Origin of the sequence: Shinella sp., assembly GCF_052438155.1 — a bacterium.
Classification (GTDB): Bacteria; Pseudomonadota; Alphaproteobacteria; order Rhizobiales; family Rhizobiaceae; genus Shinella.
In genome coordinates, this window is sequence record NZ_JBQVPI010000016.1 from 44,746 (window position 1) to 56,881 (window position 12,136).

The 12,136-nt window shown below is 60.3% G+C and carries 10 protein-coding genes; 7 read left to right on the forward strand and 3 right to left on the reverse strand.

Annotation, left to right across the window (positions count from 1 at the left end; genetic code table 11):
* Window positions 1-17 precede the first annotated feature (17 nt).
* From rho to ACT6VE_RS23940, 6 genes are all read left to right on the forward strand, one after another.
* Complete coding sequence (gene rho, locus ACT6VE_RS23915) at window positions 18-1,283, forward strand: transcription termination factor Rho (RefSeq protein WP_444800863.1); 1,266 nt, start codon at window positions 18-20, stop codon at window positions 1,281-1,283.
* A 123-nt stretch (window positions 1,284-1,406) separates the two neighbouring features.
* Window positions 1,407-2,732 carry a tRNA uridine-5-carboxymethylaminomethyl(34) synthesis GTPase MnmE gene (gene mnmE, locus ACT6VE_RS23920; RefSeq protein ID WP_444800864.1) on the forward strand — a complete coding sequence of 442 codons (1,326 nt, stop codon included), beginning with the start codon at window positions 1,407-1,409 and terminating at the stop codon, window positions 2,730-2,732.
* 76 nt (window positions 2,733-2,808) lie between these two features.
* Complete coding sequence (gene mnmG, locus ACT6VE_RS23925; RefSeq protein WP_444800921.1) at window positions 2,809-4,689, forward strand: tRNA uridine-5-carboxymethylaminomethyl(34) synthesis enzyme MnmG; 1,881 nt, start codon at window positions 2,809-2,811, stop codon at window positions 4,687-4,689.
* Window positions 4,686-5,318: a 16S rRNA (guanine(527)-N(7))-methyltransferase RsmG gene (gene rsmG / locus ACT6VE_RS23930; protein ID WP_444800865.1), complete on the forward strand. Its 633-nt coding sequence runs from the start codon at window positions 4,686-4,688 to the stop codon at window positions 5,316-5,318. Before mnmG ends, rsmG begins: the two co-directional genes overlap by 4 nt.
* A 13-nt stretch (window positions 5,319-5,331) precedes the next feature.
* Complete coding sequence (locus ACT6VE_RS23935) at window positions 5,332-6,126, forward strand: ParA family protein (protein WP_444800866.1); 795 nt, start codon at window positions 5,332-5,334, stop codon at window positions 6,124-6,126.
* Window positions 6,127-6,149: 23 nt separating this feature from the next.
* On the forward strand, window positions 6,150-7,040 hold the full coding sequence (locus tag ACT6VE_RS23940) for a ParB/RepB/Spo0J family partition protein (RefSeq protein ID WP_444800867.1): 891 nt from the start codon (window positions 6,150-6,152) through the stop codon (window positions 7,038-7,040).
* Between the two features lie 53 nt (window positions 7,041-7,093).
* Here ACT6VE_RS23940 and holA read toward each other — a convergent pair whose 3' ends face one another.
* From holA to leuS, 3 genes are read right to left on the reverse strand one after another with little or no spacing between them, the layout of a single operon-like run.
* Window positions 7,094-8,128: a DNA polymerase III subunit delta gene (gene holA, locus ACT6VE_RS23945; protein ID WP_444800868.1), complete on the reverse strand. Its 1,035-nt coding sequence runs from the start codon at window positions 8,126-8,128 to the stop codon at window positions 7,094-7,096.
* Window positions 8,129-8,135: 7 nt separating this feature from the next.
* Window positions 8,136-8,660: an LPS assembly lipoprotein LptE gene (gene lptE / locus ACT6VE_RS23950; RefSeq protein ID WP_444800869.1), complete on the reverse strand. Its 525-nt coding sequence runs from the start codon at window positions 8,658-8,660 to the stop codon at window positions 8,136-8,138.
* A complete protein-coding gene (leuS, locus tag ACT6VE_RS23955; protein ID WP_444800870.1) occupies window positions 8,647-11,277 on the reverse strand; it encodes a leucine--tRNA ligase in 2,631 nt (876 codons plus the stop codon). The genes lptE and leuS overlap by 14 nt, the downstream gene beginning before the upstream one ends.
* A 197-nt stretch (window positions 11,278-11,474) precedes the next feature.
* Between leuS and ACT6VE_RS23960 the strand changes: the two genes are divergently transcribed.
* The gene (locus ACT6VE_RS23960) at window positions 11,475-12,134 is read left to right on the forward strand and encodes a YggS family pyridoxal phosphate-dependent enzyme (protein WP_444800871.1); all 660 of its coding nucleotides are present in this window, start codon (window positions 11,475-11,477) and stop codon (window positions 12,132-12,134) included.
* The last annotated feature ends 2 nt before the right edge of the window (window positions 12,135-12,136 follow it).

Here is a 12,136-nt window from a genome sequence, read left to right on the forward strand (position 1 = left end):
CCCAGCATGGACCATTCATGGCCGAAATGAAGCTACAAGACCTGAAGAACAAGACTCCGACCGATCTCCTTGCTTTTGCTGAATCGCTTGAGGTCGAAAACGCGAGCACGATGCGCAAACAGGAATTGATGTTTGCCATGCTGAAGATGCTGGCCTCGCAGGATGTCGAGATCATCGGCGAGGGTGTCGTGGAAGTGCTGCAGGACGGTTTCGGCTTCCTGCGCTCGGCCAATGCGAACTACCTGCCAGGCCCGGATGACATCTACATCTCCCCTTCCCAGATCCGCCGCTTCTCGTTGAAGACCGGCGATACGGTGGAAGGACCGATCCGTGGACCCAAGGAAGGCGAGCGCTATTTTGCGCTCCTCAAGGTCAACACGATCAATTTCGACGATCCGGAAAAGATCCGTCACAAGGTCCATTTCGACAATCTGACGCCGCTTTATCCAAACGAGCGCTTCAAGATGGAACTCGATGTTCCGACGTCGAAGGATCTTTCCCCGCGGGTCATCGATCTGGTGGCACCGCTCGGCAAGGGCCAGCGCGGCCTCATCGTCGCCCCGCCGCGCACGGGTAAGACGGTTCTGCTGCAGAACATCGCTCATTCGATCACGGCGAACCATCCGGAATGTTATCTCATCGTTCTCCTGATCGACGAGCGTCCGGAAGAAGTGACGGACATGCAGCGCTCTGTGAAGGGTGAAGTGGTATCCTCCACGTTCGACGAGCCGGCGACACGCCACGTGCAGGTCGCCGAAATGGTCATTGAAAAAGCCAAGCGGCTTGTCGAGCACGGCCGCGACGTCGTCATTCTGCTCGACTCGATCACCCGCCTTGGACGCGCCTACAACACCGTTGTGCCGTCGTCCGGCAAGGTTCTGACCGGCGGTGTCGACGCCAACGCTCTCCAGCGCCCGAAGCGCTTCTTCGGTGCTGCGCGTAACATCGAGGAAGGCGGTTCGCTGACCATCATCGCGACGGCCCTCATCGATACGGGCAGCCGCATGGACGAAGTGATCTTCGAAGAGTTCAAGGGCACCGGCAACTCGGAAATCGTGCTGGACCGCAAGGTCGCCGACAAGCGCATCTTCCCGGCGATGGATATCCTCAAGTCCGGTACGCGCAAGGAAGACCTGCTCGTGCCGCGCGGGGATCTCCAGAAGATCTTCGTTCTCCGTCGCATCCTCGCCCCGATGGGCACGACGGATGCGATCGAGTTCCTGATCGACAAGCTGAAGCAGACAAAGAGCAACGGCGATTTCTTCGATTCGATGAACACCTGATCGGTTCTGCCGCTCCGTTCATCCCATGGTCCCGCCGCAAGACGGGGCCATTTTCGTTTGTGAAACATAAATCGATTCTAAACCGAAACAAATCAATCGATTCGGATGCGGAACGGCAGGACGATGACGACCAGAGACACGATTTTTGCCTTGTCGAGCGGCGGGTTGCCCTCCGGCGTAGCGGTGGTCCGCGTGAGCGGCCCGCAGAGCAGGGATACGATCGAAGGCCTATGCGGTCGCGTTCCTTTGCCACGGCGCGCGTCGCTTCTACCGATTCGCGACCGGAACGATGCGCTGCTCGATGAAGGGATCGTGTTGTATTTTCCCGGGCCCAATTCGTTTACCGGTGAAGATTGCGTTGAATTTCAGATTCACGGGGGGCGCGCGACGGTAAAAATCGTCCTGGCGACGCTTGCAGCCCGTGAAGGATTGCGTGCGGCAGAGGCTGGCGAGTTTTCGCGGCGGGCCTTTCTGAACGGGCGAATGGATCTGGTGGAGGCGGAGGGCCTCGCCGACCTTATCGGCGCCGAGACCGAGATGCAGCGTCGGCTTGCAGCGGAACAGGCATCGGGCGGCTTGTCCGCCGTTTACGATTCGTGGGCGAAACGTTTGACCCACGCCCGAGCCATGATCGAAGCGGAGCTGGACTTCGCAGATGAAGATGACGTTCCCGGATCGGTTGCTGACGCGATCTGGCACGACATGCATGGACTGGAACAAGACATTTTTAACCATCTTGCGGAAGCAAAAAACGGGGAAATCGTCCGTGATGGTTTAAATGTCGTTATCGCTGGGCCTCCGAACGCCGGGAAATCGAGCCTGCTGAACCACCTCGCCAGGCGGGATATCGCAATTGTTACGGACGTGCCGGGAACCACGCGGGACGTCTTGCACGTCGACCTCGATCTATCCGGCTTTGCAGTTCGTCTGTACGATACCGCCGGCCTGCGCGAGACCGATGATGTGGTCGAGCGAGAGGGCATTCGACGGACACATGTCTCCATGTCGCAAGCGCATCTCATTCTGTTGCTGTCTGAAGAACCAGGCGCCGATTGGCCTGTGCTGAACGAGACCTACGGAGGGCCGGTCATTCGCGTCGGTACGAAAGCGGATAAGGTGGATCCGTCTTGGCCACAAGGTGGTGCAGATGTTATGATCTCCGTGAAGTCTGGCGATGGCATACCGGATCTACTCAGCGCGATAGGACGGTATCTCCCGGATCTGGAAACTGGCAGCGCTCTGGCGCTTCCGACACGGCAGCGACATGTCGCAAACCTGGCCGAGGCCCGGAAGCAAATACAGTTCGCGCTCGCATCGGGCGCGGAAGGCTTGGATATACGGGCGGAATATCTTCGCCTGGCTGGCCATGCGCTTGGACGGGTAACAGGTCGCGTCGATGTCGAGAATTTGCTCGATGTCATCTTTTCGGAATTTTGTATTGGCAAATGATTCACGTGAAACACCACAACGTGCACGAGTCGTTTCGAGCGTTTCACGTGAAACAGGTAGGTGCGATATGACGGTTATGAATAGCTACGATGTCATCGTCGTGGGTGGCGGCCATGCAGGCGTCGAGGCTGCGGCAGCGGCCGCTCGGTCTGGCGCTAGGACGGCTCTGGTCACGCATAAAGCGGCAACGATCGGCACTATGTCCTGTAATCCCGCGATCGGCGGTCTCGGCAAGGGCCATCTCGTCCGCGAAGTCGATGCCCTGGACGGCCTGATGGGTCGCGTTGCAGATCGCGCCGGCATCCAGTTTCGCTTGCTAAATCGCAAAAAGGGCCCTGCAGTTCGCGGCCCACGCACGCAGGCCGACAGGAAGCTCTACCTTCAGGCGATGCAGGCCGAGATTGCCGGCATTTCTGGCTTGGACGTTATCGAAGGGGATGCCTTTGATCTCGCGTTCTCTGACGGACTGCTCGAAGCACTGATCATGAAGGATGGGCGCCGACTATCTTGCCGCGCCGTGGTTATCACGACGGGCACGTTCCTGCGCGGCCTCATTCATATCGGAAGCGAAAAGATTCCGGCTGGCCGTGTTGGCGAGGCCCCATCGATCGGGCTTTCCGCAACCTTCGAACGGCTTGGCTTCGCCCTGGGACGCCTGAAGACCGGAACGCCTGCACGTCTGGATGGACGGTCAATCAGGTGGGATGCCGTCGGTAGACAGGCAGCCGACGAAGAGCCCGTGCCGTTCTCGTTAATGACGGATCGGATCACGACGCCGCAGATTGAATGCGGCGTGACCCGCACGACACCGGCGACGCATCGCATCATCGAAGAAAACATCGGCAAGTCCGCCATGTATTCCGGGCAGATCGAAGGTGTTGGGCCACGGTACTGCCCGTCGATTGAAGACAAGATTGTCCGGTTCGGGGAGCGGGACGGGCACCAGATTTTCCTGGAGCCGGAAGGTCTGGATGACCATACTGTCTATCCGAATGGCATTTCCACCTCGCTTCCCGCCGATGTGCAGGAGGCGTTCATCCGAACCATTCCTGGTTTGGAAGAAGTGACGATCCTGCAGCCCGGTTATGCGATCGAATACGATCATGTCGATCCGCGGGAGCTGTCGGCGACGCTGGAAGTCAAACGTCAACCCGGCCTCTTTCTCGCAGGGCAAATCAATGGCACGACCGGCTACGAAGAGGCGGCGGCGCAGGGGCTGGTCGCGGGTCTCAATGCCGCACGCCGTGCGGCGGGCAGCGATGGTCACATCTTCAGCCGGACAGACAGCTATATCGGCGTGATGATCGATGACCTGACATCGCGTGGTGTCAGTGAACCGTATCGGATGTTTACCTCCCGCGCGGAATACCGGTTGTCCTTGCGGGCGGACAATGCCGATGCCCGGCTGACACCACTTGGTATCGACCTCGGGATTGTCGCTAAACCGCGCCAGGACCGTTTTGCGCAATGGTCAGGCGACATGCAGACCGCTCGAAACAGGCTGCAGATGCTGAGGCTCTCGCCGAATGAGGCGGCATCGCATGGTATTAAAATCAATTTTGACGGTGTCCGGCGGAGCGGTTATGACCTGCTTGCCTATCCCGGCATTAATTTTAAAGATCTCGCGGCAATTTGGCCGGAAGAACTGGCGGCATTTGTGCCGCGTGTTCGGGATGCAATCGAAATCGAGGCCACTTACGCTGTCTATATGAATCGGCAGGAAACGGACATCGCCGAAGCGCGCCGTGAAGAGGATCGCCGAATTCCGGATGACTTTGACTTCAGCACGCTACCCGGCCTGTCGATCGAGCTCCGCCAGAAGCTTGCCGCGACAAGGCCATCAAACCTCTCGCAGGCGTCGCGTGTCGATGGCATGACGCCAGCGGCGCTGACCCTTCTCCTCGCATATCTCAAGCGTCTGCCAGCGGACGTGGCGCAAAAGGTTGCCAATATATGAAGACTCTGCCTCGCGATTTGGCTGGCCTGAATGTTTCACGTGAAACTGTGGAGAGGCTGAACGGCTTCGTTGCGCTTTTTCAAAAATGGGCGAAGGCCATCAATCTGGTTGCGCCGTCAACGCTATCGGAGGTCTGGTCGCGGCATGTCGTAGACAGCGCGCAGATACACGCGCTTTATCCCGGTGCCCGGACATGGGTAGATCTCGGCAGCGGCGGTGGTTTCCCTGGCATCGTGACCGGCATTCTCCTTGCAGAGCGGGGAGACGGCTGGGTTCATCTGGTCGAGAGCAACAACAAGAAGGCTGCTTTCCTGCGAACAGCAATTCGCGAAACCGGCGCGCGCGCATCGGTCCATGCGATTCGCATCGAGGAGGCACCTTTGATAGTTCCCCAGTGTGATGCGATTTCCGCCCGCGCATTGGCAGATCTCGACCTAATCCTGGAATTCGGCCAGCCTTGGGCGGAGCGAAATCCGGATTTGCGGCTTTTTCTGCACAAAGGGCGGGATTACCAGAGGGAGGTTGATAAAGCGCTTGGTCGGTGGAGATTCGATCTGGTAAAACATGCCAGTGTTGTCGAGCCGGATTCTGTCGTGCTCGAACTCTCGCACCTTTCGCGAAAACCTTAGGGATTGCATGTCCATGGCAGGCGAAAAGAACCGGATCATCACGATTGCGAACCAGAAGGGCGGCGTTGGGAAAACCACGACGGCAATCAATCTCGCGACGGCGCTGGCGGCGATCGGCGAGCGGGTCCTGATTGTCGATCTCGACCCCCAGGGAAATGCCAGCACCGGCTTGGGTATCGATCGTCGCAATCGCGAGCTGTCGTCGTTTGATCTTTTGATCGGCAGTCATGGTGTCGCCGAGACCGCGGTGCCGACCGCGGTGCCCAATCTGTCGATCATTCCATCGACGATGGACCTGCTTGGCATCGAAATGGAAATTGCACAGCAGAACGACCGGGTCTTCCGCTTGAAGCGTGCGCTCGCGTCCGACGACGCGTTGTCTTACTCTTACGTGCTGGTTGATTGCCCGCCGTCCTTCAATCTTTTGACGATGAACGCAATGGCGGCCGCCCATTCCGTGCTGGTGCCATTGCAGTGCGAGTTTTTTGCCCTTGAAGGCCTCAGCCAGCTTCTGGAAACGGTCGATCAGGTACGTCGTACCGTCAATCCACGGCTGGACATCCAGGGCATCGTTCTCACCATGTTTGATTCGCGCAATAATCTGGCCCAGCAGGTTGTCAATGATGTGCGTACGCATCTCGGCGAGAAGGTTTATCATACGCTCATTCCGCGCAATGTGCGTGTTTCGGAAGCACCTTCCTATGGCAAGCCCGCGATTCTTTATGATCTCAAGTGCGCCGGAAGTCAGGCCTACCTTCAGCTTGCTTCCGAGGTGATCCAGCGAGAAAGGCAGCGCAAGGCTGCTTGATTCAGTATCCGTGAGTAGAACCGATGAACGATGACACCTCCAAGCGGCGCCTCGGCCGCGGCCTCGCGGCACTGATCGGGGAGATGGACCAGATGCCGGCCGCTGATGTCGGCGATCGCCCGGCGGTCAATCCCGATCGGCTTGTGCCGATCGAGTTTATCGGTCGAAACCCGCGCAATCCGCGGCGCTATTTTGACGAATCCGAGTTGCAGGATCTCGCGTCCTCCATTCGCCAGCACGGTATTGTCCAGCCCGTCGTCGTGCGTACGATTGCAGAAAGCCGCTATGAAATCATCGCCGGCGAGCGCCGCTGGCGCGCGGCGCAGCTTGCAGGATTGATTGAAATCCCGGTTATCATCCGCGACGTGGACGACCGCACGGCGCTGGAAATCGCGATCGTGGAAAATGTCCAGCGCTCGGACCTCAACGCGCTGGAAGAAGCGATGGGTTACGAGCTGCTGATCGCCGATCATGGTTACACGCAGAACGATCTTGGCGAGATCATCGGCAAGAGCCGCAGCCATGTGGCAAACAGTCTGCGCCTGTTGAAGCTGCCGGAGCCTGTGCGCGAGATGCTTGCATCGGGCACGCTATCGGCCGGGCACGCGCGGGCGCTCATTCCGACGTCGGATCCGACTGTCTTGGCGAAGGCTGTGGTGGCAAAGGGCATGTCCGTACGGGATACGGAGCGTCTTGCTCAGAACGATATCAAGGCACAGAGCGACCCGAACCATGCGCAGACGCCGCGCAAGGAGGAGAAGGATGCCGATACGCTAGCATTGGAGCGAACGCTTTCGGATGTCCTCGGCCTTGATGTTACCGTCAATCACAAGGGTGGCGGCGGCCAGCTTCGTATCGCCTACAAGACGCTGGAACAGCTCGAAGAAATCTGCCGGCTTCTAGAGCGGCGCTAAGTCTTTCAGAAAACTAATACTCCGCCGCTAAGCTTATAAATCCTTAGCCGGATTCAACGTCGGCCAGACTGAAGTACGGTCGCCAGCATGGTCTGCATGGCGATCGTGTCCTCCAGGGCAGCGCGTTGCCGGGTTTGCAGGATTGCTGCTTGCAGGCGCTGTGTTTCACGCCGAATGGCCGGCGCTGTCCAGGTTTTGAGCGCATTCTCCACAATCGGTTTGCGGCGGAAATGGAGATGACGGCCCAAGGTCGCCATGGCCTGTGCGGCAGGCGCCCGCTTTTCGTCCATTTCTGCACGCATCAGTTCCATAAGCTGGAACTGCCGCAGGCAACCTTGCAAGACGAGAAAGACCGGCGTCTTGGAGGAAACGATCTTCTGGATAGCGTGCATGAAGCCATCGCGGTCGCCCTTGAGGATGGCGTCGATGGCGTCATCGGTCGAGATCGCACTGGCGTCCCCGACGATTTCTTCGACATCCTGCTCCTCGACAAGCGCCTTGCCGCGACAATAAAGTGCCAGCTTGCGTACCTCGTTGCGAGAGGCCAGCCTGTCGCCGCCGATGGTTTCCGTCAGGCGCTGGCGCGCGGCGGGGGAAATTCGCAGGTTTTCGGCCGTCAGTTCCTGATCGATCAACGCCTGCAAGGCCCGGCCGTCATCGGCATAACAGGGGACGGCGACGATCTGGGCGGAGGATTCTGCCGCCTTGCGCAGGGCCGCGCCCTTCTTGAGGTCGCTGGCTTCGATAAGGAGTGTGGAGGGGCCTGCCGGACTACGTGAGAGGATTTCCAGGGCATCGGAAACGCCCTTCTCGCTGCCGGCGTTACGGATCCAGACGAGACGATCGCCGCCGAAAAGACCGATCGCATTCATCTCGTCGATAAGGCGTCCCGGGTGGCTTCCGATGTCGCTTGCATCAAGCTTCACGACGGAGAAGGCGTCCTTGAGATCGACACCGCTGGCTGCGGCGAGCGCTGAGGCGCGTTCGGAAACGAGGCCCCGGTCGGGTCCGTAGATGAGGAGCAGGCGAGCAGGCAAAGGCTTCCGTTTCAGGAAACCATCGAATTCGTGCGATTTGATCTCGGCCATAGCCGGCTCAGCGACGGCCGAGGGCCGACGCAACGTCTGCGCGGACCAACTCTGCCAATTCGCGTGCGCCACGGTTTTCTGCATCGCGAACAGCGCGTAGCTTGGCGAATTCCTGGATCGGGAAATCGACCAGCGCGACGGCTGAGCGTTTGCCGGACGTAATTGTTTCGCCGGAGTCAGACTTCACCAGGTTATAGTCCGCCGACACGACGATGCGACCGGCACGCGGAACATCGTCCGCCACATCGATCAGGACGCCGATATTGCGCACTGAGACGTTGAGATCGAGGTGATAGAGGGCGTTCTGCGGTTCGCCTGCGCCGCCTGCGAAGAGGAAGATCAGGTCGTTGCGGACCTGCTGTTCCACGCGGTCGTCGGCCTCCGAAATGGAGACGGAGGCGAGCTTGCCTTCCGTGCCGGCAGCCGTGGAATAGAGCGGGCGCACCTGGCACCCGGCGAGCGCACCGAGAAGCGCGATGCCGGCGAGTGCCTTGCCGAGCCGCGAGAGGCCGGTTCCGTCAGACAACAACATTCACGATCCTCTGCGGTACGACGATGATCTTCTTGGGGTGCTTACCGGCAAGTGCTACCTGGACGGCCTCGAGGGCCAGCACGGCTGCTTCGACCGCACTCTGGTCCGCATCGCGGGCGATTGTCAAATCCGCACGCTTCTTGCCGTTGATCTGCACGGGCAGGGTGATCTCGTTTTCGATGACCAGACTATCATCATAGGACGGCCAGGCTGTCATTGCCACGAGGCCTTCGCCGCCGATTTCGCGCCAGCACTCTTCCGCGAGATGCGGGGTCATCGGTGCGACGATGCGGATCAGGATGCCGATGGCTTCCCGAAGGGCTGCGGTGAGCTCCGGCGAGGCCTTGCCGGCAGCGGCAGTTGCCAGCGGTGCGGCGATTGCGTTGACAAACTCGTAGATGCGCGCGACGGCCTTGTTGAAGGCGAGCTTGTCGTAATCCGACTGGACGGCCTTCAGTGTCTTGTGTGCGGCCTGCGAGACCGCGAGTGCGTCACCCTCTGCGCCCGCGTGGCTTTCGGCGGCCTTCAGGGCCGGTGCAGCTTCGGAGACGAGACGCCAGACGCGCTGGACGAAACGGTTTGCGCCCTCGACGCCGGCTTCCGACCAGATGACGTCACGGTCCGGCGGAGAATCGGAAAGCACGAAGAAGCGGGCGGTATCGGCGCCATAGGAGGCAATGATATCGTCCGGATCGACGACGTTCTTCTTCGACTTCGACATCTTCTCGATCGAGCCGATGGCAATTTCTTCGCCGGATTCGAGATGCACGGCCTTGCGCTTGCCGTCGGCTTCCTCGATGCGGATTTCGGCCGGCGTCACCCATTCGCGCTTGGCGCCTTCGCCGCGGCTATAGGTTTCGTGCACGACCATGCCCTGCGTGAAGAGGCCCTTGAAGGGCTCCTTGATGTCGAGATGGCCGGCCACCTGCATGGCGCGGGTAAAGAAACGCGAATAGAGCAGATGCAGGATCGCATGCTCGATGCCGCCGATATACTGGTCGACCGGCAGCCAGGCGTTGGCGGCGGCCGGATCCGTCGGGTTGTTTTCCCAAGGGGCCGTGAAGCGCGCGTAATACCAGGACGAGTCGACGAAGGTGTCCATCGTGTCCGTCTCGCGACGGGCATCCTTGCCGCAGTGCGGGCAGGCAACATGACGCCAGGTCGGGTGGCGGTCGAGCGGATTGCCGGGCTTGTCGAAGGTGACATCGTCCGGCAGCTTCACCGGCAGGTCGGCCTTCGGTACGGGCACGACACCGCAATCATCGCAATGGATGACCGGGATCGGGCAGCCCCAATAGCGCTGGCGCGAGATGCCCCAGTCGCGCAGGCGGAAATTCACCTTGCGCTCACCCTGCGGCGCGTTGCCGAGCGTGGCCGCGCTCAGGCGCTTGGCGACCTCTTCGAATGCTTCTTCCGTGCCGAGGCCGTCGAGGAAGCGGGAATTGATCATCACGCCGTCGCCGACATAGGCTTCGTCGCCGATCGCGAAGGTGGCGGCGTCGCCATCCTTCGGCATGACGACAGGAACGACCGGCAGGTCATATTTGCGGGCGAAGTCGAGGTCGCGCTGGTCGCCGGAGGGGCAGCCGAAAATGGCGCCCGTACCGTAGTCCATCAACACGAAGTTCGCGACATAGACCGGCAGTTCCAGGCTTGCGTCGAAGGGATGGCGAACGCGGATGCCCGTGTCCATGCCCTTCTTCTCGGCGGTTTCGAGGGCTGCGAGCGAGGTCCCGTGCCGGCGGCATTCCTCGCAGAACGCCATGATCTCGGGATTGGTGGCGGAAACTTCGCGGGCCAGCGGATGATCGGCAGAAATAGCCAGGAAGGAAGCGCCGAACAACGTGTCGGGACGCGTCGTATAGACGGTGACGTCCTTCTCGGTCGTCAGGCCGGCGCCGCTGGACACTTCCCAGCGCACCAGCATGCCTTCGGAGCGGCCGATCCAGTTCTTCTGCATGAGCCGGACCTTTTCCGGCCACTGGTCGAGCGTTTCCAGCGAATCGAGCAGATCCTGGCTGAAATCCGTGATGCGGGAGAACCACTGCGTCAGTTCGCGCTGCTCAACGAGCGCGCCCGACCGCCAGCCGCGACCATCGATGACCTGCTCATTGGCAAGAACGGTGTGGTCGACCGGGTCCCAGTTCACCTTGGACTGCTTGCGGTAGACCAGGCCCTTTTCCAGGAAGTCGAGGAACAGGTGCTGCTGGCGCTGGTAGTACTCGACATCGCAGGTGGCGAATTCACGCGACCAGTCGAGCGACAGGCCCATCGACTTCAGCTGCGCACGCATCGTCGCGATGTTTTCATAGGTCCAGCTCTTCGGGTGCACCTTGTTCTGCATGGCGGCGTTTTCGGCGGGCATGCCGAAGGCGTCCCAGCCCATCGGGTGCAGCACGTTGAAGCCGCGCGCACGCTTGTAGCGGGCAACCACGTCGCCCATCGCATAGTTGCGCACATGGCCCATGTGGATGCGGCCGGACGGATAGGGGAACATCTCTAGCACGTAGTACTTTTCGCGCGGATCGTCGTTCTGGGTCAGAAAGACGTTTTCTTCGTTCCATTTTGCCTGCCAGCGGGGTTCGGCATCGCGCGGATTGTAACGTTCGGTGGCCATGTCTTTGATGTTCCGGAAGTCTTTTGGGAGTCTTGGAGGGCGGTTCGCCCATGCGAATATAGTGGCGAGACCTTCATCATGAAACCGCCGAAGCGTCAAGTTTTGTGGGCCTCGCGCGGGCTTGTCGCAGCGTCTCGTGCTTGGCAAGTGGCGCCGTTTTCGCTAGGTCCGGAGCCTGATGCTGATGGAGAGTGATCATGGACCTTCAGGACCGTCTCGAGGACGTTCGCAACCGCATGCGCAAGGCAGCCGTGGAAGCCGATCGGCGGCCTGAAGCGGTCACGCTCGTCGCGGTCTCGAAGACCTTTGATGCCGAAGCGATTCGCCCGGCGATTGCGCTTGGACAGCGTGTGTTCGGTGAGAACCGCGTGCAGGAAGCGCAGGGCAAGTGGCCCGGCCTTCGCGAAGAGACTGATGGCATCGAACTTCACCTGATCGGTCCGCTGCAATCCAACAAGGCTGCCGAGGCGGTGGCGCTGTTCGACGTCATCGAGACGGTGGACCGCGAGAAGATCGCCCGCGCACTTGCCGCGGAAATGGCGCGGCAGGGGCGCGCGCTCAGGCTCTATGTCCAGGTCAATACCGGGCTTGAGCCGCAGAAGGCCGGCATCGCACCGGACGACACGGTCGCTTTCATTGCTCTCTGCCGTGAAGAGCTTGGCTTGGTCATCGAGGGGCTGATGTGCATTCCGCCGGCGGACGAAAATCCCGGTCCGCATTTCGCACTTCTCGCCAAGCTTGCCGCACGTTGCGGTCTCGACAGGCTGTCGATGGGCATGTCCGGTGACTATGAAATTGCCATCGGCTTCGGCGCGACCAGCGTGCGTGTCGGCTCGGCAATTTTCGGCACGCGCTAAAC

Coding starts and splice junctions, on each gene's coding strand:
- rho (WP_444800863.1), top strand. CDS start 18: ATGGCCGAAATGAAGCTACAAGACCTGAAGAACAAGACTCCGACCGAT.
- mnmE (WP_444800864.1), top strand. CDS start 1,407: ATGACGACCAGAGACACGATTTTTGCCTTGTCGAGCGGCGGGTTGCCC.
- mnmG (WP_444800921.1), top strand. CDS start 2,809: ATGAATAGCTACGATGTCATCGTCGTGGGTGGCGGCCATGCAGGCGTC.
- rsmG (WP_444800865.1), top strand. CDS start 4,686: ATGAAGACTCTGCCTCGCGATTTGGCTGGCCTGAATGTTTCACGTGAA.
- ACT6VE_RS23935 (WP_444800866.1), top strand. CDS start 5,332: ATGGCAGGCGAAAAGAACCGGATCATCACGATTGCGAACCAGAAGGGC.
- ACT6VE_RS23940 (WP_444800867.1), top strand. CDS start 6,150: ATGAACGATGACACCTCCAAGCGGCGCCTCGGCCGCGGCCTCGCGGCA.
- holA (WP_444800868.1), bottom strand. CDS start 8,128: ATGGCCGAGATCAAATCGCACGAATTCGATGGTTTCCTGAAACGGAAG.
- lptE (WP_444800869.1), bottom strand. CDS start 8,660: ATGTTGTTGTCTGACGGAACCGGCCTCTCGCGGCTCGGCAAGGCACTC.
- leuS (WP_444800870.1), bottom strand. CDS start 11,277: ATGGCCACCGAACGTTACAATCCGCGCGATGCCGAACCCCGCTGGCAG.
- ACT6VE_RS23960 (WP_444800871.1), top strand. CDS start 11,475: ATGGACCTTCAGGACCGTCTCGAGGACGTTCGCAACCGCATGCGCAAG.